This window comes from Dyella sp. (assembly GCF_036568765.1).
Classification (GTDB): Bacteria; Pseudomonadota; Gammaproteobacteria; order Xanthomonadales; family Rhodanobacteraceae; genus GSA-30.
Genome location: NZ_DATCRY010000121.1, coordinates 1 through 20,868 on the forward strand (window position 1 = coordinate 1; position 20,868 = coordinate 20,868).

Consider the following 20,868-nt stretch of genomic DNA (forward strand, 5'->3'; position numbering starts at 1 on the left):
CTGATGGCGTAACCGCTGTCGTTTTTATCGGTCAGGCCGTGAAGATCCGATTGTGTGCCGCCCGCCTCGGCATTGACAAAGAAGCGGCTCTCGCCTTCGCCGGAAGCGTGAACCGAGGTTGCGGTAGCGGCAAGAGCGAGCGTGAGGGCAGCGAGCTTGTAGCGATGTAGCATTTGATTTCCTTATTCGTCGAATTGAAAGCCGGCCTCGGTGAGGCAGGCATTTTTTATGCAGTGGGTGCATGCCACCATGCCGCGCTGCGGCAATCGCAATGCGGCGATCCGGTGGAAGCGATTTCCCCCTGTTTACGGCTTTGAATCCCTTGTATGGGATTCAAAGCGTGGTGCATTGTAATGATGTGTTACAGGAATTTTCTATAGGCCGTTTTTCATGTTTTCGCAATTATTTGCGGATATGTTTTAAAACACTTGGGCCGGCTTTTTTTGTAAGCGCCACGAGGTTTATTTCTTTGTTGTGAGGCGGTGCCAAAAGGTGTTTTTCGTTGCGGGTGAGGTCGGGATAGAAAGTCTTCTTCGGCTCAAGGTTACTGAACCTCAACGCGAGGTCCTTTTTTGCGGGATGCGCTGCAAAGAAGGAAAAGCAGGGGTTTTTAAGGCATCGCCTGCACGGGGTACGTTGCCACGTTAACCATTTCTGGCTTTATGCAGGCTGCTATAGCGTAGTGCCAGTATGTCCTTAGTTCCTGCTGCCAGGTGCACGATGCCTAGCGATCGGTTGGGCGTCGTCGGCTCGCAGAGGCAGCGCCTTTTCGGATCGTAGGCCGGAAGCGCGAGATGGCATAACCAGTTGAAGCGCGCCGGTAGCGGTACAAGGGGTAGGCGTTGTGTCCACAATGCGTGATTGAGCGCCGTCTGGTCGCATACCAACTCACCGTCGGTGGCTGCCAGGCCTTGTTTGAAACTGTCGCGCCAGGCTTGCCAATGAGGCGCCTTGGCAAGCAGCGCGAAAACACCGGCGTTGACATAGGGCGCCCTTTTGGGTGGACATGCGGCGTCGGTGCCGAAATAGGCGCCGAGTCGATCCGCTCGCCACCTGCGGCTCCTTTCGCCATGGCGATAGGCAGGATGGCTCTGCGGAGCAATGACCAGGGCGCCACGACGCACGGACGCGAAGTAATGATCAAGCGCTCGGGCCTCCTGGATCCAGCAATCGGCGTCGAGCCACACGTAGGCCTGATAACCTGGAAAGTAATCGCGCAGAAAAGGGCGCACGGTTAGCGCACGGTGATACGGCTGAGCGATACGCACTCGCTCGCTGACAGGTAGATCCCACCCTGGAGCCACGATATGACGCGCCCTGGCATTTGCCCAGTGAAGCGTCTCCCTGCTTAAACCCAGGTCGAAAATCGCCAGATCGGCGAACGCTCGTTGAGGCAATGATTCGATCAGGTCGCGCAGCAGCGGCGCGAAGTGCTCGTCGGCAGCAGTAGCAAGAAGGACGCGCATCTTCGATTACGATGCAGTCGATGTTGGAAGCGGGCTTACCAGCGCGCCATGGTTGTCTAGAAGCAGATCGACTACATAGCACATATGGGTATCGTCGAGCGCGTCGTCGTGCAGTGAGCGGCAAAGATTGGCGGCGTGGAATGGGAATCCATAGTGCTCCGCATGCGCGGCCAGACGCTCAGGATGGCGATGATGAACCAACGCATCGAGTAGAACAGGGCTGAGGCAGGCAACCTGATGGAAGACGCGCAACGGCAGCAATTGTCCCAGGCGACTGAGGAAGCCGGTACCTAGTGCGGCCGGCGGTATGGCGGTGGTATCGAGCTGGCTGTATAACTCTGTCGCGGCGTAGTGCAGGAATCCGGGTAGCGGATGATCGCGTTCGAAGATCATTACAGCGTTGTTGATCCTGCGATCGAGCGTCAAGGCTCCTTGTCGGTCCAGCCCGGCCCAGATTTCGTGGCACAGCATCGCACCGGCTTGCAATGGAAGCCGCAGCAAATGTGGGCGGAACACTAAGACGTCCGCATCCATCCATACGGCCCGCTCGAATCGGAGCAAGCGGTCGCGCAACAATCCCAGGCGAGCCAGGTCGGTCAACGGAAGGATCGATCGCCGCGGTTTCTCGCGGAGGTTTCGCGGAACGTACTCGAACAAGCTATCGTCGACGAACTCATAGCGATAGCCCTGTGCTTCAGCCCAGTCTTGTACCGAACGCATGCAGCGAGTGATCCAGTCCGGGACGGCGTGCTGGCGGAACGATTGCAGAATAACAGTATCCATCGACTCCCGTGAGCTCCCTCGTGCGATGCCTGCCTGCTTCCGGCTATGCTGTGCACCGGGAGAACACTTTCGCCCGGGGGAGCGATGTCGCGCAAGTCATGGAATGCATTGTTCGCCGAAATGACGGGCGAAGTCACTATCTCGCTCGATCGCTGGCCACCCGATCGCCTGGAGCGGCATCTGCGCGATATGGAGGCCGATGTCGTAAAAACCAGTGAGCTGGGCAACGCACTCTTTCATGCCGGTCTGCATCGTTTGGCGATGGCCTGCTATAGCGTGGCGGCCGAGGACGAACGTGCGCTGGGCGCGCGCCTGAACCTGGGGCGATGTCGCATCCGCCTTGGCGATTGGGGTGTCGCTGAGCGTGAAGCGCGCGCGATGCTTGCCGCCGACGAGCGGCATCTCGCCGCGTGGCATCTGCTCGGCGAGGCGCTGGAGGCGGGGGCGCAGTACGCACAGGCTGCGGAGGCCTTGCGGCAGGCGGTAGCGTTGGCACCCGATCACGCGCTACTGCATCTGCAATGGGGCGAGATGTGCGAGGAGGCTGATGATATCGAGACCGCTTTGCTGGCATACCGGCGAGCCTATGAACTCGATCCGCGAAATACTCGCGCGTTGCGCTTGTTGCTGTTTGCCAAACGTAATCTGTGCGATTGGAGCGATCTGGATGTTCTGAGTGGTCGCCTAAAAACGGCTGTGGCTTCAGGCGATGCCTTTGAAGCCATGCCGTTCGATTTCCTCGTCGAAGGTGCCGGGCCGGCGCTGGAGCAGATGTGCGCGCGCGCTCAGGCGGCGCGCATGGTGGCGAAGGCTGCGCGCGAGCCGTTGCCCGCCGCCGTGGCCATATCTGGCACAAAGGTCCGCGTCGGCTTTGTTTCCAATGGTTTTGGCTTGCACCCCACTACCTTGTTGACCTCGGCGATGTTCGAGCACTTGCGAGAACATCCTTTGGAAGTCCATTTGTTTTCTACACGCAGCGATGAAGGGCAGGCGCAGCGGGAACGGCTAGCGGCGGCGGTGCACCGGTTTCATGCCATGCACGGCTGTACGCCGCGTGCGATTGCCGAAAGGATTCGTGCTTGCAGCATTGACGTCCTGGTCGATCTGGACGGCTATCGACGCGCTCGGATGCCTCAGGTCTTTGCTTATCGGCCGGCACCCGTGCAGGTTAACTGGATGGCGTACCCAGGGACGATCGGTGCGGCGTACATGGATCACGTGATTGCAGATCGCATTGTGTTACCGGAGGGCTTGCAGCCGTTCTTCGACGAGCGTGCTGTATATCTGCCGCGTTGTTTCCAGAGCACGGATCCCACCCGCAAAGTGGGTATGCCGCCACCGCGCGAAATGTGTGGCTTGCCGCCAGAGCCTGCCGTCGTCTATGTCTGCTTCAACGCCAGCTTCAAGCTGGCGCCGCGTAGCTTTATGCGTATGCTGCGTGTGCTGGAAGGTGTGCCGGGCAGTGTGCTTTGGCTACTGAAAGGTCCGGGCCGAGCCGATCAGCGCTTGCGCGATACTGCGCGGAAGGCCGGGATCGATCCGGAGCGATTGGTATTCATGGCCAAGCGCCCTCATCTGGATTACCTCTCGATGTATCGGCATGCCGATTTGTTTTTGGATAACGATGTCTATAACGCGCATACCACGGCGTCGGATGCATTGTGGGCGGGGTGCCCTGTGTTGACGCGACCTGGTGAGGCGTTTGCTGGACGTGTGGCGGCGAGCTTGAATCATCATCTAGGAATGCCTGAGATGAATGTGCAGAGCGACGCTGAGTATGTCGATCGGGCGGTGGCTTATGGGCGCGATATTGAGCTTAGAAGATGCGTGCGCGAGAAACTGATCAGGTTGCGCGATGAAAGCGGGTTATTCGATATGGCGGGTTTTGCAGAAGATTTCGCCGGATTATTATTGGGGCTTGCGGCCGGTCGACGCATGAATTGAGGCGGGATTGCCCCCTCAGGCTCGCTGCAATTCGGCCAATAACGCCGTAAAACGCTGTCGGTAATTCTTGTCGTTATCCATTGCCTTGCCGATCGCTTCAACCATTGGTTGAAATTGACTGTCCTTGCGGAAATCCCCGCCAAATTCCCACAACAGAATTTCGCGCAGTGCACTATCGCGAATTCCAGCTACTGCATCGGGATTGTTCACGTCGATATTGTGTGCCAGTTCGCGCAAACGTTGCCGCAACGGTTCGATGCCATCCTGCTTTTCGACACGTGGATGTGAGGTTTCCGATGGCTTGCCTTCGATCTTGTGGCCGTCTCGAATACGATCGCGCGCAAGTGCACGCAATGTTTCGGCCAGCGAAGAAGAAGGCGAAATTCGATCGGCCGACATCAGGTCATTCCTTTACGGGATTGCGTATGAGTGTAACTTCCTGGCTGCGATCTCTGCGGAGGCCATGGCATAAATGTTAATTCGTAAAAAATTACGAAAATGGTGAATCTTGCGTCGCGAAAATGTGAGTTGACAGTGAATGTGACCGACCCTATTTTAAAACTACACAAGGCCCAGGAACGGCGAATTGCTGAACCGCCTGTTGCGCAGGGGTGCGTAGCTTGTAAGGCCAAGGGAAATCACAGGGGGCATGCTGGCTGGATGGCCGGTGTGCAAGGAGTGAGATGTGAGTGGGGGTAATACCGCGTTGAGCGGGGCCGCGATGGTCTCGCAATGCGCCGTCCTCTCCATTTTTGGGAGGGCGACGCAGTGACACGTGCGACACAGCTGTCGGCGTTTGCCGATCAGGATCCCGACAACCCGATCTTGCTATGCGATCTGCTCGATGAGCTGCTCGCTTGCGGCAACCTTACGGAATGTCGCCGCCGCCTTGAGGTGGCACCTCCTACGCTTGCCAATTTGCCTGAAGTACGTTTTCGCGCCGCACGCGTCGCGCTGCAGGCAGGCGATTTCGCGACGGCAGCGCAGACGTTGCAGGCATTAATCGAGCAAATGAAGCCAGTGCCGGCAGGCATCGTGCACGACTTGGCCTATGCGCAGATGCTGCTGGGCCAGCCCGAGCAGGCTTTGCACACGCTCGATGCTTATCGCGTCGATGAAACCGACGCTACGACCTTCGCATTGCTACGCGCCCGTGCCCTGCATCATTTGCGCCGGCATCTCGATGCCGTTGCGGTGTTGGACTCGATCCAGAGCAGCCCCCGCATGGCGGAGATCTGTGGTCTGCGCTCCATGCTATGGCTCGACGAAGGCGACACCGCGCGCGCGCGCGCCGAGGCGCGACGCGCGCTGCAGCTCGATCCGAATCAGCACGAGGCCGCGATCGTCGAAGGTACGCTGGCCTTGTGGGAGCGGCGTGTCGACGAATCGACGGCGATGTTCGAGAAGGTCCTGGCACATCACCCGAATTCGGGTCGGGCTTTGCTCGGTCTGGGTCAGGACACGATGCTGCGCGGCCGTATTCCGGACGCGCGTGCGCTGATCCAGCGCGCCGCCCAGGTCATGCCTGACCATCTGGGTACGTTGCATGCGTTGGCCTGGTGCCAGTTGCTCGAAGGCGATCTGGCCGGTGCCAAGCAGAGCTTCGACAAGGCGTTTATTGCCGATCGCACGTTTGGCGAAACGCATGGCGGTCTCGCCTTGGTCCATGCTTTACGCGGCGAACGTACCGAAGCCGAGGCAGCGATCAAGCGCGCGATGCGGTTGGATCCGCGTGGACGCTCGGCGCGCTATGCCACCAGTGTGCTGCTGCTCGACGAAGGACGTGTCGACGAGGCACGGCAGGAGATCGATCGGCTGATGGCGATGTCGCCAGGTGTCGACGTCGCCGTTCCGGCCGATTTTATTTTCAGGTTACGCGAACTGGTCCGCCCCCGAGGATAAGCCGAGCATGGATGCCGATATCGCCATGCATCTGCTGGCGCAAACGCTGCTGACCGCCGCGAAGGTGGCGTCGCCTATTTTGCTGGCGACGCTGCTGGTGGGCGTGGTGATTTCGATCTTCCAGGTGGTCACGCAGATCCAGGAAATGACGCTTACGTTCATCCCCAAGCTGGTGGTGGTAGTGGCGATGTTCCTGGCGCTCGGCGCCTGGATGATGGCGGTGGTGGTGGAATTCTCCAAGCATTTGTTCGGGCTCGTGGCAGGAATGTAGCGATGGCCCTGGAATTTACCGTCACCGCCTTCCTGCTTGCCATGATGCGTTTCGCTCCGCTGTTGATGGTGCCGGCGTTTACGCCGTTCAACTGGATCCCCGCACCGATTCGCGTGGTGGTCTTGCTGGGGCTGAGCCTGCTGGCGGTCGGGGTCAATCGTGCGCCGCTGCCTCCCTTCGGTCTGGATCGGCCGCTGCCGTTCGTGCTTGCGATGCTCGGCGAAGCGGTGCTCGGCCTGTCCTTGAGTCTGGCGGTAGTGCTACCTATGGCGGCCCTCGGTTTCGCTGCCAAGGTCGTGGACCTTCAGTCCGGCGCGAGTGCGGCGAGCCTGTTCAACCCGTCCACGCACGTGACCGAATCGTTGGCCGGCACGGTGCTGCAGTGGGCGGGCATGATGGTGTTCTTCTCGCTTGGCCTGCACCTCCTGCTGATGCGCGGCATGGTTGTGTCGATCGAGCAGATACCGCTGGGGCAGGGGGCTTTGCTGCTCTCGCCTGCTGTGCTGATGGAAAAGCTTTCCTCGCAATTCCTGCTGGGCATGATGATTTCGGCGCCGACCATGCTTGGTCTGTTCGCGATCGACTTGACGGTCGCCTACGCAAGCCGGTCGATGCCCCAGGCGAATGTCTACTTCGTAGCCTTGCCGTTGAAACTACTGGCTAGCTTCACCTTGCTGACCGGTTCCCTGCGTTTCGCGCCACCGTTGATCGAGCGCTTGTATCGCGATGCCTTTCCTTTGCTCGGTACGGGAGTGCGCTGATGGCGGACGATCAAGACAAGACCGAGCAGCCTACACCGTTCCGCCTGCAAGAAGCGCGGGAGCGCGGCCAGGTGCCTCGCAGTGCGGATATCGCCGGCGTCGCGGTGATCATCGGCTTTAGCATTGCCCTGATCGCTGCTAGCTATGGCGTGGTTGCCGCGTTTGCCCGCGGCATGACGCGCACTCTGCAGATGGCCGGAAACGCGCCGGCACCGAGTGCGGGTCTGTGGGCATGGTTCCAGCATACGTTCCAGCCGACGTGGCAATCGTTGATGCCGATTGTCTTGGCGATGGTCGTGATCGCAGTGCTGGCCAACCTGGTGCAGACCGGCCCGAACTTTAGTGCCACCCCGCTCAAGCCGGATTTCACTCGTTTGAATCCGGTGCAGGGGGCCAAGAAGATCTTCTCCCTGCGCATCCTGTGGGAGCTGTTCAAGCTGGTGCTCAAGCTTGCGCTACTGGCAACACTGGCGTGGCTGTTAGTGCCGGGCATCGTGCTGCACGTACAAGAGGCCGCCACCGGTGCGCCTGCCGGTGTGGCGACGGCGTTGCGCTCGGTCTATGTGAAGGTGACGACCTGGGTATTGGTGTTGCTCGGCTTGGTTGCCTTGTTCGATCTATGGTTCAGCCGCCGCGAGTACCTGCGCAAGTTGCGCATGAGTCGCCGCGACATCAAGGACGAGGTCAAGCGGCGTGAGGGAGATCCGACGATCCGCTCCAAGCGCCGCCGCCTGATGAGCGAGTTACTCAAGCACTCCCGGTCGGTGCAGCGCGTTCCGGAGGCGGATGTGGTGCTGACCAACCCCACTCATCTGGCAGTAGCTCTCAAGTACCGGCCTAAGACCATGCGCTCGCCGGTGGTGTTGGCCAAGGGCAGCGACGCCGTGGCCGCGCGCATGCGCACGGCGGCGACGCGGGCCGGTGTGCCGCTGCTACGTTCGCCGGAACTTGCGCGCGCGCTGTTCAAGGCCTGCAAGGTCGATCAGCCGGTGCCCCAGGATTTGTACAAGACATTGGCGCCGGTTTATCGCTGGCTGATGAAGCGGCCGGGCAACAGGATCTTCTCGTGAGCACGCTATTCGGACAGCTATGGAGCGGTAAGCGCGACGTCATCCTGGTGCTCGGGATGATCGCGATCCTGATCATCCTGTTCACGCCGATCCCGCCGGGGCTGCTCGATTTCCTGCTTGTGCTGAATTTTACGTCGGCGCTTCTGGTTCTGTTGATTACCTTCTTTACCGACACGCCGCTTAGTTTTTCGACGTTCCCGTCGCTTTTGCTGATTACTACGCTGTTTCGCCTGGCGCTGAACATTTCGGCCACCCGCCTGATTCTGGACAGCGGCAATGCCGGTCGCGTGATCAATGCCATCGGCTCGTACGTGGTCGGTGGCAATTATGTGATCGGCCTGGTGGTGTTCCTCATCCTGGTGGTCGTGCAATACGTCGTGGTGACCAGCGGCGCGCAGCGCGTCGCGGAGGTGGCTGCGCGTTTCACGCTCGATAGCATGCCCGGCAAGCAGATGAGTATCGATGCGGACATGAACATGGGCCTCATCGATGAGCGCGAGGCCAAGCGACGCCGCAGCCTGGTGGAAAAGGAGGCCAACTTCTACGGCGCGATGGACGGCGCGACCAAGTTCGTCAAAGGCGATGCCATCGCCGGCATCATGATCATCTTGATCGATATCGTCGGCGGTTTGACCGTTGGCATGGTGCAGCATGGCATGGGATGGGGCGACGCCGCGCATCGCTATACCCTGCTGACGGTGGGCGACGGTATCGTTACGCAGATTCCGTCGCTGGTGATTGCGATCGCCACCGGCATCATCATTACGCGAGCGGCAGCAGATGCACAGCTCGGTACCGAGATTTCGCGCCAGGTCCTGTCCAACTCGCGCACGCTGTTGATTGTGTCCCTCGCGCTCGGTGGCCTGTTGTTTCTGCCGGGTTTGCCCGCGTGGCCGGTATTGCTGGTGCTGCTCGGCGTGGGTGGCCTGACCTTTTATGCCGCGCGCTCGGGCGTGGCGTTGCCGGAGCCGGAAGCAGCCTCCCCAGAACCCTTAGCCAAGCGCGACGAGGACGATCTGCATAAGTTGCTGGCAGTGGAGCCGATCGAAATTCATCTGGGTAACGGCATCGCGGCGACATACAAAGCGCGCGGATTGGATCTTGGCGATCGCATCGCCACGTTCCGTAAGCAGCATGCGCTGGAAGGCGGCTTTATCCTGCCCAAGGTCAAGCTCGTGCAGGGCCAGGGCCTGGCCGAAGATGCCTACGAAGTACATGTGCAAGGTACGCGTGTCGGGCGCGGTGAGCTGCGCTTCGATGCGCTGCTGGCAATCAATCCTGGCGGCAAGCGGCCCAAGCTGGAAGGCCGGGAAACGCGCGACCCGGCCTATGGCCTGCCGGCGCAATGGATAAGCCCCGAGCAACGGCAGTATGCACGCGGCGCAGGTTATACGCTGGTCGACCCGGAAACGGTGTTGATTACGCACCTGGGGGAGGTGGCCAAGCGCCATGCGCCGGAACTGCTGACCCGCGCGGAAACCGAACGCATGGTTGCGCGCGTACGCGAGCAACAACCATCGCTCGTGGACGAACTGATTCCCGGCGTGATGTCTTATACCGACGTGCAAAAGGTCTTGCAGCAGCTCTTGCGCGAGCAGGTCAGCATCCGCGGTATGGAGACAATCCTGGAAGTGCTGGTCGATGCCGGCAAGACGCATAAGCTGACCGATGACCTGGTCGAACGCGTGCGCGAACGCATCGGCGCGACGATCTGCCAGCGTGTCAGCAATGCTCAAGGCGAATTGCATGTCATGACCCTGGCGCCGGAGCTGGAGCGCGCGATTCTTGCTGCTGTCCGTCAGCGCGAGGGCGCGGGCAGCCTGATTGCAGACCTCGGCCAACTCGAGGCCTTGCTTGGCGGTGTAGCGCGACAGTCCGAAGCGATGATGGCGCGCAACCATTTGCCGGTGCTGCTCTGTCCCAGCCTGGTCCGCCGCCATCTGCGCGCGCTGATTCAGCGCAGCCTGCCGCATGTCACCGTACTCGGCATCAATGAAGTGCCCTCGACCGTCATGGTCAAGGCGTTTGGAACCGTCACCGCACAGGCCGCCGCATGAGCAATATCGTCACTGGAATCGCCCGTTATCTCGCGCAGGATGTCGATGCGTTGGATGTAGTCAGCCAGAACGTCGCCAATATGCGTACCTCCGGCTACCGCGCCGAGCGCTTGAAGCCGGATTTCAAAACGGGCGACATGGAGCCCTTGCCCCACCTGAATCTTGCCGACGGCACGCTGCGCAGCACCGGGCAGCCGCTCGATGTAGCCATCCAGGGTGCGGGCTTCTTCGTGGTCGATGTCGATGGGCAGCCGATGCTGACACGGAACGGGCAGTTCCATCTCGACGCCAACAGCCAACTGGTGGACGCAGCCGGCCATCCGGTGCTTGGCCAATCCGGCCCCATCACCCTGGCGCACGCCCATGTGCATATCGATGGCAAAGGGCAAATCATCGATGGCAAGGACACAGTCGATACCTTGCGCGTCGTTGGCGTGAATTCGCCGGACGGTCTGCGCGAAATGGGCGAAGGGCTCTACACGTACAGCGGCGCGGAAGGCGACTGGAATGGCAGCCTGCATCAGGGCGCGCTGGAGCAATCCAACGTGGATCCGGGTGTGGAGATCGTGCGGCTGATGGCGCTGACCCGCCATGCTCAGTCCGTGCAGCGCGCAATCCAGGCCTATGACCTGGCCCTGCAAACCGGCATCAACCATCTCGGCGACAACAGCTGAAGGACCGACACATGATCGACGCGCTCTATACCGCTACTTCCGGCCTGCAAAGCCAGCAGACCCAGATCGATACGTTGTCCAACAACATCTCCAATATGCAGACGCCAGGCTACAAGGCCAAGCGTGTCGCGTTCGGCGATATGGCGGTGATGTCGCCGGAACAGGTGCAAGCGGGCCTGACGCCCGAGCGCGCCGGCGCAGGTGCGGAAATCATCTCGACCCAGACGCTGTTCTCGCAAGGGCAGATGATGCAGACAGGCAAGACCTGGGATGTAGCCATCCAAGGCGAAGGCTTTCTGGAGGTCGTCGACGGCAATGGCAACCGTCTGTATACGCGCGCCGGCCAGTTGCATGTCGATAACGAGGGCTACGTCGCCACGCCAGATGGTAATCGTCTGGCGCAGAACATCCAGATTCCGCCGGATGCGACTCAGATCCAGATCAATCAGAACGGCCAGATCTATGCCATTGTCGGCAATGGCACGAGCCAGACTTTGCTTGGTACGTTCGAGCTGAGCACGTTCCCGTCACCGGAAGGGTTGCAATCGGTCGGTGGCAACAATTACGTACCGACCCAAGCTTCGGGCGACCCGACCGTGGGCAAGCCGAACGACAATGGCACCGGTTCGATCGTGCAGGGATCGTTGGAGGGCTCGAACGTCGACATGATCAGCGAGATGTCGACGCTGGTCATTGCCCAGCGCGCCTACCAGCTCAACGCGCGCGTGTTGCAGGCGTCGGACCAGATTCTCGACACCATCAACAACCTGCGCCAGTAAACCATGCTGCGCATGATCGCCATCGCCTGCCTGTTGCTAGCCGCCCCTGCCTGGGGAGCGGTGGCAACGCAGCGCGTCGATGCGGCGCGCATCGTCGCGGCGGCACGCGCGGTGCTGGATCGTCAACTCGGCAGCGACAGCGCCACCGCGGAAGTAACCGTGATCGGGATGCCGGAAGACGTCCAGGTAGGCCCCGGCGCGGTCGCCCTGCAGGCGCGACCACCGCAGGGCCGCTGGCCGCGTTCGCGCGTGGGTATCGCCGTGGATGTCGATGTGGATGGCAAGCTGGCCCGGGCGGCGACCGTATGGTTTGCGCTCGGAGTGCATCGCGCGGTGCTCAGTTATTCGGACGACGCAGCCGCGGACACGCTGGCCTCCACGCTCAAGTTCGGTCAGCAGGATGCCGATGTGGCTGCACTGGCTGAAATACCCGTGAGCGATCCGCACCAGCTCGACGGGCGCAGGCTGCGTCACCCGGTGCTGGCCGGCGCACCAGTGCTTGCCGGCGATTTCGAACGTGTTCCGGATGTCGATCGGAAAGGGCGGGTTGAGGTGAACGTCGTGCTCGGTTCGATTCATATGCAAACCAAAGGGACCAGTTCCAGCGTCGGCAATGTGGGCGATCTGGTAACGGTGCTGGTGGACGGAGCGGAGTCGCCGGTGCGCGCACGCGTTACAGAAAAGGGAGTGGTCGACGTTGTCCAGTAAATGGTCTTATCTCACGTGCCTGTTCGGCGCGGCTATGGGCATGGCGCACGCGCAGAACGTGCCCGGCTCGATGATCGATCCGGATGCTTATCATGGATTGGCTGCGGATCGGCGTGCCCATCAGGTCGGCGACACATTGACTGTGGTCGTCACGGAGACGGCACGCGCCACCGCGAGCGCCAACACCGATGCCAGCGGCGCGGTGCAGTTAGGTGCCAATACGCAGACGCATAACGGTAGCCATACCTATGGCCTGGGTTTGTCCGGCGAGGATGCAGGGCAGGGCAACACCACGCGCGCGGGTACCTTGCAGGCACAGTTGGCAGTGCGTGTCGTGGCGATCGAAGGTGACGGCATGCTGCGAATCCATGGCGCGCAGACGGTCATGATCAACGGTGAGAAGCAGCATTTTGCGCTGACCGGTCTGGTGCGCTCCGAAGACATTTCGACGAACAACACCATTCTTTCCAACCGCATCAGCGAAGCGAATATCGAGTACACCGGGCAAGGCGACATTTCCGCCGCGCAGAAGCACAGCATCTTGTATCGCATCACTCGGTGGCTCGGCCTCATATGAAGAAGCTGCTCATTTTCCTGCTCTGCACGCTGCTGCCGTTTACTGCGCTACAGGCGGCCACCGATGGCGTTCGCCTGAAGGAAATCGCACGCGTCGAAGGCGTACGCGACAACGCGCTGGTCGGCTATGGCTTGGTGATCGGCCTGGCCGGTACGGGCGATACCACGAAGAACCGCCTGACCATCCAATCGGTGGCCAATACGCTCAGCCATTTCGGCGTGAATATCGGCCCCGACGACTTGAATAGTCGCAACGTCGCGGCAGTAATGGTGACCGCGACCTTGCCGGCGTTTGCCGAGTCCGGTCAGAAACTGGATGTTTCCGTATCGTCGCTGGGCGATGCGCGCAGCCTCAGTGGAGGCATCCTGCTGCTTACGCCACTCAACGGCCCGGACAACAAGCTCTACGCTTTGGCACAAGGCGCGTTGTCGGTTGGCGGCTATGAGGTGCATGCGTTCGGCAGCTCCGAACAAAAGAATCATCCGACCGTGGGCCGCGTGCCGGATGGCGCCACAGTGGAACGCGCCGCGCCTCTGGGCCTGGCCGATGGTGGTCGCACGCTGGATGTCGTGCTTTACCAACCGGATTTTACTACTGCCGAACGCGTAGTCGAATCGTTGCGGCGCAATGCCGGTGTCCAGGCGGTAGCCGAGCATGCAGGCAAGATCCGCGTGACCTTTCCGGCACCGCCACAAGATCTGGTGCGCGCCATTGCCATGATCGAAAGTGTGCCGGTGACACCGGATGAAGTGGCCCGTGTGGTGGTCAACGAACGCACCGGCACGGTGGTATCCGGCGGCAACGTGCGCCTGAGCGGCGTGACCATTTCGCAGGGCGACCTGCGTATCCAGGTGCAGACCGATTACCTGGTATCGCAGCCCGACGGCGTGTTGGTCAATCCTTCGCGAAGTATCGGTACAGCGGTGGTGCCGCAGGCCAACATCCATGTCAACGATCCGGAGGCACGCATGGTAACGATTCCCAGCGGTGCCACTGTGGCCGATCTGATTGCCGCGCTGCGCGCGATTCACCTGTCTACTCGCGACGTCATCACCATTCTGCAATCGATCAAGGACGCTGGCGCATTGCGCGGCGAACTGGTCATTCAATAAGGGGGAGTCATGGATATCACGACCGAAGCTCTGCGTCTTGGCATTGGCATGGCGCGAGAACGTGCTGAGGTGGCGAGCGCCAACATCGCCAATGTCGATGTGCCGGGCTATCGCCTGGAGCGCGCCGATTTCAGCCAGGCAGTTGGCTTGCTCAGGCAGGCCGCTGACGATCCGCGGATGGACGGCGAGCGCCTGCACGAGGTCTCGACGGCGTCGCTCAAGGGCAACGTACGCGCCATCGACCCCGATCCGACCGCGCCGGTGAGTCTGGATAACGAGGTGGCGGAATTGGAGACGGCAAGCGTGAATTTCCAATCCATGACGACGCTGATGTCCCGTCGTTTCGCCTTGATGCAACTGGCCCTGGCCGGGAGGAACTGAGCATGAGCGTCGACGCGATCTTCGCCGCTACTCGCTATGGCCTGGAGTTCGAACGCCTGCGGCTGGAAGCGGCCAGCCATAACATTGCCGTGGCGAACACGCCGGCCGAGCCGGGGCACCCGGCCCGTTTGATGCATGTGGCTGCCGGGTTTGGCGCCAACTTCGACGGTTCGCTCGGTGCACCGCACGGTGCCGCATCGGCGCCGGTCATGCTCGGTACCGACGCGCCACTTCGGGAAGTGCGCGACCCATCCGATCCATCGGCCGATGCCAAGGGCATGGTCAGTTATCCCAAGGTGGACATGGTCACCGAAATGGGTGCCCTGATCGAAGCCAACCGTGCTTACGAGGCCAATGTGCGCGCCTTCAACACTTTGCGCAGCATGGCCTTGCGCGCGCTCGATCTTGGAGGCGAATCGTGAACCTGATGCCAGTGGATTCGATTTCCATCGCTGGACTCGACTTGCCGGAGCGAGGCAGCGCGATCCAGACGCAAGCCGGTCCGGATTTCGCGCACATGATCGGTCAGCAACTGGACCAGGTCGACGCCAGCCTCAACCAGGCCGATGCCGCCGCGCGCGGCCTGGCTGCTGGCAACGATATCCCGACCCATGACGTGATGATCGCGATGGAACAAGCGCATCTCAAGTTGCAGTTCGCTGTGGAAGTGCGCAATCGCGTGGTCGATGCCTACCAGAACCTTACCAACATGCAGGTTTGACAGAACTGTATGGAGGCACCTCGAGTTTGAAGGAACGATCGCCGTCGTCGCCTCATTCGTTCATGTCGGCCACCCAGATTTAAAGAAGTACCCATAAAGGATTTGGAGTAAGCATGTTGCAGTTCTTTTCTTCCATGAGCTTTCGCGCACGCATCGCCTTCTGTCTCGGCGTGCTGGCGATCGTGGTAGCTGTCGGGGCGGCCAGCTGGTGGCTGTCGCACCCACCGTATGGCGTGCTTTTTCGCGAGCTGCGCGATTCGGACGCCGCGGAGATCTCCTCGACGCTTGGCCAGATGCAGGTGCCGTATCGCTTGGCCGATGAGGGGCGGACCATCCTGGTTCCAGCCGATACGGTCTACGAGACACGCATGAAGCTGATCTCCCAGGGGGTGCCCAAGGGCGGCAGCGTAGGATTCGAGCTCTTCAAGGACTCCGACTATGGCGTGACCGAGTTCGCCCAGAAGGTGAATTTCCAGCGTGCCTTGCAGGGTGAGTTGGAGCGCACCATCGCTTCCCTGGATGAAGTGGCCGCCGCCCGCGTGCATTTGACGATTCACCATAACGAGTTGTTCGAAACAGAGCATCCGCCTTCGAAGGCATCGGTGACCTTGAGTCTGCGTCCACAGAAGCACGTGGATGCGCGCGAAGTGGCCGGCATTCAACGCCTGGTGGCGTCGGCAGTCGATGGCTTGTCGCCAGAGGCGGTCGTGGTGCTTGACGACAAGGGCTTGCAGCTTTCCGGCTATAGCGCCAACGGTCAAGCCGGCGGCGACAATCTCGATGCCCAGACGCAGCTGGAAAGTCAGCTACGTACGCGGGTCGGCGAGCTGCTGCATCGGGTTCTGCAAACCGACGATTTCACGGTCTCGGTCGATGTGCGCCTCAATTATGACCACGTCAAACAGGTTCGCGAACAGCTGATCGGGCAGGGCAAGGATGGCAATGGACTGGTAGTGCGCGAGAAGGTCGATTCGACCGGCCGCGCGGCAGACGACAGCGACGCCGATCGCCCGAAGGCGGGCGCGACCAGCAACAACCGGGAACTCGAATACGCCCACGGTCGCGAGCAGGAAGAAATCGAGCGCGCACCGGGCCGCGTCGAGCGCATCTCGGTAGGTATTGTCGTGCCGGCAGCCTTGCCACCGGCCGAATTGGCGAAGCTTTCCGACGTAGTGTCTGCCGGCTTGGGCCTGGATACAGCACGCGGCGATAAGGTGGACATCGCGGCCATCGCGCCGCCCCAGCACGCCGCGCCCACGTCGACGCCGACGGTTGCCGCGGCGGTCGATGACAAGAGCGCATCCGTGACGGACGATGCGCCCGCCGCCGGGTTGGGGCAGCATCTTTGGATCTACCCGGTCATGATCTTGCTGGTGTTGATTGTCATCGGTGCCTTTGTCATGGCCGCGCGTGGCAGCGGTACGCCGCGTCGACTCAGTCATGCCGAGCGCGAAGAGGCATTGTTGCGCCTTCGCCAGTGGATCGAATCGAGCGGAGTTGAGCGATGAACGTGGCTGGCATGCGCAAGGCTGCGCTGGCTCTGGCCTCGATGCATCCCGCCGATCGTCGCTGGCTGCTGGCACGCTTGCCGGTCGCCTCGCGCGCGGCCTTGCAGCCGCTGGTGCTGGAAGCCCAGCGTTATACGGCACTGGACAACGATATCCTTCAAGCCGTGCTGTCGGATGAGACGGCACGCCTGGCACCGGAGCTGCCGCCGCCGGATCTTTTGATCGTGGTGCTCGATCGCTTGTCCACGCCATGGGCTGCGCGCATCCTGCGCGGCGTGGCCCAGGATCATGCGGAGATTTATCTGGCCTCATGCGCCAAATCGCGCGCCGAGGCGATCCGCCAGGATATGTCGCGCCTACCGGCCGCATTTCCGCGCGCCTTGAGCGATGCGCTCGCTCGATACCTCGCTGACGCAGCCGGCGCTGCGCGTGCAGAGGGCGAAGCGCGATGATTCGACGGCTCAGCGCGGATACCGTGGTCGAAACCCAGGCGCGGCGTGCCTTGGCGACGGAGCCGGTGGCGCTTGTCGCGAATGCCGTGGTCGATGTGCCCCCCGCTGAGGAAAGCATCGACGCGATCGCATTCCGCAAAGGCTATGCCGATGGCTTCGAGGCTGGCGAACAAGATGCGGCACGCGATCACGAGCTGCGCACCCAGGCACTGGAAGCCAAGGCCGAAGAGGCATTGCGGGCTCACCGGGAGGCCTGGGACGCACAACAGCGCCAGCTCGATGGCTTATTGCAGGGCCTGACGCAGGCTGTGCAAGCGCACGAACAGGCGATGCGCGAATTGTCGTTCGAGCTGGCCGCCGCGACGCTGCAGCAGGTATTTACCGCCAATGAGGACGACCGCACGCTGATTGCCCGGTTATGCGAACGGTTGGTACAAGACCGGAGAGGCCAGGCGACGCAGCTCGAAGTGTCTGCGGCCGACCGCGCTCTGTTGCCTGAGAGTATCGATGGCCTGCCGGTTGTCGAATCGTCAGCGCTCGATCCCGGCCAATGCCGGTTGGTCGGCGAGTACGGTGCGTCGGAAAGCTCGATTGCCGTGCGCCTGGCAGCGATCTTCGATTCGATGCTCGAAACGCTGGGATATCGCGAACGATGACCGCGCAGGCGCTGCTCGAACGTTACGTCCATGGCTTGTCGCGTCGTCGTCTGACGATCGACAGCGGGCGCTTGCTGGGCTTCAACGGCCTGGTGGTCGAGGCCGAAGGGCCTGACGTGAAGGTGGGCGAGCTGTGCGACATCGAGACGGGTGTCAGCTCACCGCCGGTACGCGCCGAGGCCGTGGGGTTCCGTGACGGTCGCTTGTTGCTGATGCCGTTCGGGCACATGCGTGGCGTGTCCGTCGGTGCACGTATTCGCGCATTGGGCCGGTCGCTCCGTATCCCGGTGTCGCGCGAAATGATCGGGCGCGTTGTCGATGCCTTCGGCGAACCGCTGGATGGCGGTGCGCCGATTGCAGCGGAAAGTTACCGCGATGTACAACCCGCGCCGATCAATCCGCTGCGCCGCGCGCCGCTGGACGACGCGCTGGAGACGGGCGTTTGTGCCGTCGATGCGGTCATGCCGTTGGCCAAAGGTCAGCGTGTGGGCATATTCGCCGGTAGCGGCGTGGGCAAGAGTACGCTTCTTGGCATGATGGCCAGGCATGTCCGCGCCGACGTCGTCGTGGTGGCGTTGATCGGCGAGCGCGGTCGCGAGGTAGGCGATTTCCTCGAAGAGGCGCTGGGCGCCCAAGGACGCAAGCGTTCGGTCATGCTGGTGGCGACGGCAGATCAGCCCGCTCTGGTACGCACGCATGCGGTGCACGCCGCTCATGCGGTGGCCGAGTACTTCCGCGAGCAAGGCCTGGATGTGCTGTTGATGGTCGATTCCATGACCCGCTTTGCCATGGCCCAGCGCGAAGTGGGCCTGGCGGTGGGTGAGCCGCCGACTTCGCGCGGCTATCCGCCGTCGGTATTCAACCTGTTGCCGCAGATCCTCGAACGGGGCGGCCGTTTGCGCGACGGCGGATCCATCTCGGGTATCTACAGCGTGCTGGTCGAGGGCGACGATATGAATGAGCCCGTCGCCGATCATATGCGCGCGATTCTCGATGGACACGTGGTGCTTTCGCGCGAGCTGGCCGCGCGCGGTCAACTGCCGGCGATCGATCTGCTATCCAGCGTCAGCCGCCTGGTGTCGCGAGTGGCTACACGGGAAGAACGTGCGCTGGCCACACGTATCAAGGCAATCATTTCCACGTACGAGACCTCGCGTGACCTGATCGACATGGGTGCCTATCAGGCGGGAAGCAACCCGGTGCTTGACGAGGCCATTGCGTTGTACCCGGCGTTGATCGAATGCCTGCGGCAACTGCCGGAGCATTCATCCAGCCGTGGCGACAGCATTGCGCGCTTGCGCGCCGCGCTCGAGGGAGGCGTGGTATGAATCCAAAGACGGCGCGATTGCGCTCCTACCGTTCCTTGCTACGCATGGCGAAAGTGCGGGAGTCGCAGGCGGTGGCCGAACTGGCCAAGGCCGTCGGCGAAGAGCGTGAGCGCCGCGATGCCCATCGGCACTTGCAGGAGCAACGCGACGCGGTGGCGCGCGCAGGGCACGATGGCCACGTTGAAGGCCGCAAGCTGGACCTTGCGCGGCTTGAAATGCTGTCGATGCTCGACGCCGCCCTGGGCGAGCGACAGCAGCGCGCGGCCGATGCTTTGGCCGAGGCCGAACGCGTACGCGGCGATCGCGCACAAGCCAACTGGCAGGCCAAGCGCTACCGCGAGCGGGTCGATGAGCAACTCAAGGAGACGCGCCAGGAGCTGCATGCAGAGCATGCGGCCAAGGCACAGGAAGAATCGATCGAACTATGGGTCGAACATCGCGAGGGAGCGACATGAACGGCTTAGGCGGAATCGAGCAGGCTACGCTGGCAGCAGGTTACGCGGGTGCAGTGCAGCCGGTACAGGACTTTGCCCAGGAGCTGCACAAGCAGTCGAATGAGCACGCGCCGCCACCGAAGCCAGCGATAAATCCCGGCGATCATCAGGCACCGGGCGTTTCCATATCGGAAACGCCCGGTACATCAGCCACGGCGCAAGCTACCGTGACAGATGCGACTGCTGCGTCTGCCCAGCACGATATCGCAGCGACATCGGCGCAAGTCATCGCGCCGGTAACGCCAATCGGAGTCACCGAGGCCTTTCTCGGAGCGCGTGTCTTTGGCCTGCACCTCTCTGCCCAGGGCTATCTGTCCGAACTGAAACTACTGGACTGGCGTGGCGAGGCGAAAGGAGAGACTGCCGACGCCACAGCCTTGGAACGAGACGCTGCGACGATCGTGGCCGCTCCGGTCGACGAACCCGTAGTGCCATCGATGCCAAGCGTTGCATCGAACCAGGAAGCCGGTGCAGCGGTAGCTTTGCCGCTTTCCATCGCGGAAGTTTTCGCCGGCCGCATCGAACCGGTACATAACATCGATGCCACTGCGCCGGCTATCGCCACCGCGGGTGCCGAGGCAGTGCAATGGTCCGAGCGCGCCCTGCGTTTCAGTCGCGATGGCGGCAAAGGCGTGACGGCCTGGCTACGCGATTACCGATTGAATGAAAACGAGTTGGGCCCGGTGCTCGGCTCACTGACCGCTCATGCGCGTGAGCAGGGCATGACCTTGCAACGCGTCGTCTTGAACGGCCGCGAAGTGTGGACTTCGTCGGCACATACACAGGGGAGTGATTATGCCGGTTGACGCCATTGGCAGCGTATTGAATACCACCGATCCCTCGGCGCTGCCCAATTCGGGCATCAATGAGCAGGACTTTATCCAGCTTTTCGTCAACGAGCTGCAGTTCCAGGATCCGACTCAGCCGCTGGATAACAGCCAGTTCCTTACACAGCTCGCTCAGTTCGTGAGTATCGAACAGCAGAGCGAAGAAGTCGGTGGGATCAACAACCTGCTGACCATTGGTTCGAGCGGTCAGTCGCTGGATTTGCTGTCGCACACCGTGCAGGTCAGCAATGCCGACGGCTCGACCACATCGGGCAAGGTTACCGCGATTTCGTTCACGACCAACGGTGTCCAGCTGACGGTAACCGGCTCCAATAACACAGTGATTCCGAACGTGCAGCTTTCGCAAGTCCAGCTGGTAACGCCTTAACCAGGAGCC

At 61.5% G+C, this 20,868-nt stretch carries 24 protein-coding genes; 21 read left to right on the top strand and 3 right to left on the bottom strand.

The features are described from left to right. Positions 1-644 precede the first annotated feature (644 nt). Together VIM98_RS08700 and VIM98_RS08705 are read right to left on the bottom strand one after the other, a co-directional pair. On the bottom strand, positions 645-1,466 hold the full coding sequence (locus VIM98_RS08700; RefSeq protein WP_331992702.1) for a hypothetical protein: 822 nt from the start codon (positions 1,464-1,466) through the stop codon (positions 645-647). Between the two features lie 6 nt (positions 1,467-1,472). Next, entirely contained in the window at positions 1,473-2,249 is a 777-nt protein-coding gene (locus tag VIM98_RS08705; RefSeq protein ID WP_331992703.1) for a hypothetical protein, read from the bottom strand. Between the two features lie 84 nt (positions 2,250-2,333). Between VIM98_RS08705 and VIM98_RS08710 the strand changes: the two genes are divergently transcribed. Continuing rightward, entirely contained in the window at positions 2,334-4,193 is a 1,860-nt protein-coding gene (locus VIM98_RS08710) for a UDP-N-acetylglucosamine-peptide N-acetylglucosaminyltransferase (RefSeq protein WP_331992704.1), read from the top strand. A 15-nt stretch (positions 4,194-4,208) separates the two neighbouring features. On the opposite strand, the gene VIM98_RS08715 is transcribed toward VIM98_RS08710, so the two are convergent. Further along, positions 4,209-4,592: a hypothetical protein gene (locus VIM98_RS08715; protein WP_331992705.1), complete on the bottom strand. Its 384-nt coding sequence runs from the start codon at positions 4,590-4,592 to the stop codon at positions 4,209-4,211. 369 nt (positions 4,593-4,961) lie between these two features. On the opposite strand from VIM98_RS08715, the gene VIM98_RS08720 reads away from it, so the two are divergent. From VIM98_RS08720 to VIM98_RS08815, 20 genes are all read left to right on the top strand, one after another. Beyond that, positions 4,962-6,095, top strand: coding sequence for a tetratricopeptide repeat protein (locus tag VIM98_RS08720; RefSeq protein ID WP_331992706.1), 1,134 nt, complete (start codon positions 4,962-4,964; stop codon positions 6,093-6,095). 7 nt (positions 6,096-6,102) lie between these two features. Then, positions 6,103-6,366 carry a flagellar biosynthetic protein FliQ gene (locus VIM98_RS08725; RefSeq protein ID WP_331992707.1) on the top strand — a complete coding sequence of 88 codons (264 nt, stop codon included), beginning with the start codon at positions 6,103-6,105 and terminating at the stop codon, positions 6,364-6,366. Between the two features lie 2 nt (positions 6,367-6,368). Next, complete coding sequence (locus VIM98_RS08730; protein WP_331992708.1) at positions 6,369-7,127, top strand: flagellar biosynthetic protein FliR; 759 nt, start codon at positions 6,369-6,371, stop codon at positions 7,125-7,127. Further along, entirely contained in the window at positions 7,127-8,197 is a 1,071-nt protein-coding gene (locus VIM98_RS08735; RefSeq protein WP_331992709.1) for an EscU/YscU/HrcU family type III secretion system export apparatus switch protein, read from the top strand. The genes VIM98_RS08730 and VIM98_RS08735 overlap by 1 nt, the downstream gene beginning before the upstream one ends. Then, positions 8,194-10,254, top strand: a complete 2,061-nt coding sequence (locus VIM98_RS08740; RefSeq protein WP_331992710.1) for a flagellar biosynthesis protein FlhA — start codon at positions 8,194-8,196, stop codon at positions 10,252-10,254. Before VIM98_RS08735 ends, VIM98_RS08740 begins: the two co-directional genes overlap by 4 nt. Further along, complete coding sequence (locus tag VIM98_RS08745) at positions 10,251-10,928, top strand: flagellar hook-basal body complex protein (RefSeq protein WP_331992711.1); 678 nt, start codon at positions 10,251-10,253, stop codon at positions 10,926-10,928. Before VIM98_RS08740 ends, VIM98_RS08745 begins: the two co-directional genes overlap by 4 nt. Positions 10,929-10,939: 11 nt before the next feature. Beyond that, on the top strand, positions 10,940-11,707 hold the full coding sequence (locus tag VIM98_RS08750; RefSeq protein ID WP_331992712.1) for a flagellar hook-basal body complex protein: 768 nt from the start codon (positions 10,940-10,942) through the stop codon (positions 11,705-11,707). 3 nt (positions 11,708-11,710) lie between these two features. Continuing rightward, the gene (locus VIM98_RS08755) at positions 11,711-12,415 is read left to right on the top strand and encodes a flagella basal body P-ring formation protein FlgA (protein ID WP_331992713.1); all 705 of its coding nucleotides are present in this window, start codon (positions 11,711-11,713) and stop codon (positions 12,413-12,415) included. Beyond that, positions 12,405-12,992: a flagellar basal body L-ring protein FlgH gene (locus VIM98_RS08760; RefSeq protein ID WP_331992714.1), complete on the top strand. Its 588-nt coding sequence runs from the start codon at positions 12,405-12,407 to the stop codon at positions 12,990-12,992. The genes VIM98_RS08755 and VIM98_RS08760 overlap by 11 nt, the downstream gene beginning before the upstream one ends. Beyond that, entirely contained in the window at positions 12,989-14,104 is a 1,116-nt protein-coding gene (locus VIM98_RS08765) for a flagellar basal body P-ring protein FlgI (RefSeq protein WP_331992715.1), read from the top strand. Before VIM98_RS08760 ends, VIM98_RS08765 begins: the two co-directional genes overlap by 4 nt. Before the next feature lie 9 nt (positions 14,105-14,113). Then, on the top strand, positions 14,114-14,485 hold the full coding sequence (locus VIM98_RS08770) for a flagellar basal body rod protein FlgB (RefSeq protein ID WP_331992716.1): 372 nt from the start codon (positions 14,114-14,116) through the stop codon (positions 14,483-14,485). Between the two features lie 2 nt (positions 14,486-14,487). Further along, positions 14,488-14,907, top strand: a complete 420-nt coding sequence (locus VIM98_RS08775) for a flagellar basal body rod protein FlgC (RefSeq protein ID WP_331992717.1) — start codon at positions 14,488-14,490, stop codon at positions 14,905-14,907. Between the two features lie 5 nt (positions 14,908-14,912). After that, on the top strand, positions 14,913-15,206 hold the full coding sequence (gene fliE, locus VIM98_RS08780; protein WP_331992733.1) for a flagellar hook-basal body complex protein FliE: 294 nt from the start codon (positions 14,913-14,915) through the stop codon (positions 15,204-15,206). A gap of 113 nt (positions 15,207-15,319) precedes the next feature. Beyond that, a complete protein-coding gene (fliF, locus tag VIM98_RS08785) occupies positions 15,320-16,714 on the top strand; it encodes a flagellar basal-body MS-ring/collar protein FliF (RefSeq protein WP_331992718.1) in 1,395 nt (464 codons plus the stop codon). Next, positions 16,711-17,166 (top strand): hypothetical protein, encoded by a 456-nt coding sequence (locus VIM98_RS08790; RefSeq protein ID WP_331992719.1) that lies wholly within the window; start codon positions 16,711-16,713, stop codon positions 17,164-17,166. The genes fliF and VIM98_RS08790 overlap by 4 nt, the downstream gene beginning before the upstream one ends. After that, positions 17,163-17,822 (top strand): hypothetical protein, encoded by a 660-nt coding sequence (locus VIM98_RS08795; protein WP_331992720.1) that lies wholly within the window; start codon positions 17,163-17,165, stop codon positions 17,820-17,822. Before VIM98_RS08790 ends, VIM98_RS08795 begins: the two co-directional genes overlap by 4 nt. Next, positions 17,819-19,150: a FliI/YscN family ATPase gene (locus VIM98_RS08800; RefSeq protein WP_331992721.1), complete on the top strand. Its 1,332-nt coding sequence runs from the start codon at positions 17,819-17,821 to the stop codon at positions 19,148-19,150. Before VIM98_RS08795 ends, VIM98_RS08800 begins: the two co-directional genes overlap by 4 nt. Then, positions 19,147-19,605: a hypothetical protein gene (locus VIM98_RS08805; RefSeq protein WP_331992722.1), complete on the top strand. Its 459-nt coding sequence runs from the start codon at positions 19,147-19,149 to the stop codon at positions 19,603-19,605. The genes VIM98_RS08800 and VIM98_RS08805 overlap by 4 nt, the downstream gene beginning before the upstream one ends. Beyond that, on the top strand, positions 19,602-20,450 hold the full coding sequence (locus VIM98_RS08810; RefSeq protein ID WP_331992723.1) for a hypothetical protein: 849 nt from the start codon (positions 19,602-19,604) through the stop codon (positions 20,448-20,450). The genes VIM98_RS08805 and VIM98_RS08810 overlap by 4 nt, the downstream gene beginning before the upstream one ends. Next, complete coding sequence (locus VIM98_RS08815) at positions 20,440-20,859, top strand: flagellar hook assembly protein FlgD (RefSeq protein WP_331992724.1); 420 nt, start codon at positions 20,440-20,442, stop codon at positions 20,857-20,859. The genes VIM98_RS08810 and VIM98_RS08815 overlap by 11 nt, the downstream gene beginning before the upstream one ends. The last annotated feature ends 9 nt before the right edge of the window (positions 20,860-20,868 follow it).

Excerpts from the sequence above, each read along its gene's own strand:
- VIM98_RS08700 (WP_331992702.1), bottom strand. The coding sequence starts at position 1,466 with ATGCGCGTCCTTCTTGCTACTGCTGCCGACGAGCACTTCGCGCCGCTG.
- VIM98_RS08705 (WP_331992703.1), bottom strand. The coding sequence starts at position 2,249 with ATGGATACTGTTATTCTGCAATCGTTCCGCCAGCACGCCGTCCCGGAC.
- VIM98_RS08710 (WP_331992704.1), top strand. The coding sequence starts at position 2,334 with ATGTCGCGCAAGTCATGGAATGCATTGTTCGCCGAAATGACGGGCGAA.
- VIM98_RS08715 (WP_331992705.1), bottom strand. The coding sequence starts at position 4,592 with ATGTCGGCCGATCGAATTTCGCCTTCTTCTTCGCTGGCCGAAACATTG.
- VIM98_RS08725 (WP_331992707.1), top strand. The coding sequence starts at position 6,103 with ATGGATGCCGATATCGCCATGCATCTGCTGGCGCAAACGCTGCTGACC.
- VIM98_RS08730 (WP_331992708.1), top strand. The coding sequence starts at position 6,369 with ATGGCCCTGGAATTTACCGTCACCGCCTTCCTGCTTGCCATGATGCGT.
- VIM98_RS08735 (WP_331992709.1), top strand. The coding sequence starts at position 7,127 with ATGGCGGACGATCAAGACAAGACCGAGCAGCCTACACCGTTCCGCCTG.
- VIM98_RS08745 (WP_331992711.1), top strand. The coding sequence starts at position 10,251 with ATGAGCAATATCGTCACTGGAATCGCCCGTTATCTCGCGCAGGATGTC.
- VIM98_RS08750 (WP_331992712.1), top strand. The coding sequence starts at position 10,940 with ATGATCGACGCGCTCTATACCGCTACTTCCGGCCTGCAAAGCCAGCAG.
- VIM98_RS08755 (WP_331992713.1), top strand. The coding sequence starts at position 11,711 with ATGCTGCGCATGATCGCCATCGCCTGCCTGTTGCTAGCCGCCCCTGCC.
- VIM98_RS08765 (WP_331992715.1), top strand. The coding sequence starts at position 12,989 with ATGAAGAAGCTGCTCATTTTCCTGCTCTGCACGCTGCTGCCGTTTACT.
- VIM98_RS08770 (WP_331992716.1), top strand. The coding sequence starts at position 14,114 with ATGGATATCACGACCGAAGCTCTGCGTCTTGGCATTGGCATGGCGCGA.
- VIM98_RS08775 (WP_331992717.1), top strand. The coding sequence starts at position 14,488 with ATGAGCGTCGACGCGATCTTCGCCGCTACTCGCTATGGCCTGGAGTTC.
- fliE (WP_331992733.1), top strand. The coding sequence starts at position 14,913 with ATGCCAGTGGATTCGATTTCCATCGCTGGACTCGACTTGCCGGAGCGA.
- fliF (WP_331992718.1), top strand. The coding sequence starts at position 15,320 with ATGTTGCAGTTCTTTTCTTCCATGAGCTTTCGCGCACGCATCGCCTTC.
- VIM98_RS08790 (WP_331992719.1), top strand. The coding sequence starts at position 16,711 with ATGAACGTGGCTGGCATGCGCAAGGCTGCGCTGGCTCTGGCCTCGATG.
- VIM98_RS08795 (WP_331992720.1), top strand. The coding sequence starts at position 17,163 with ATGATTCGACGGCTCAGCGCGGATACCGTGGTCGAAACCCAGGCGCGG.
- VIM98_RS08800 (WP_331992721.1), top strand. The coding sequence starts at position 17,819 with ATGACCGCGCAGGCGCTGCTCGAACGTTACGTCCATGGCTTGTCGCGT.
- VIM98_RS08805 (WP_331992722.1), top strand. The coding sequence starts at position 19,147 with ATGAATCCAAAGACGGCGCGATTGCGCTCCTACCGTTCCTTGCTACGC.
- VIM98_RS08810 (WP_331992723.1), top strand. The coding sequence starts at position 19,602 with ATGAACGGCTTAGGCGGAATCGAGCAGGCTACGCTGGCAGCAGGTTAC.
- VIM98_RS08815 (WP_331992724.1), top strand. The coding sequence starts at position 20,440 with ATGCCGGTTGACGCCATTGGCAGCGTATTGAATACCACCGATCCCTCG.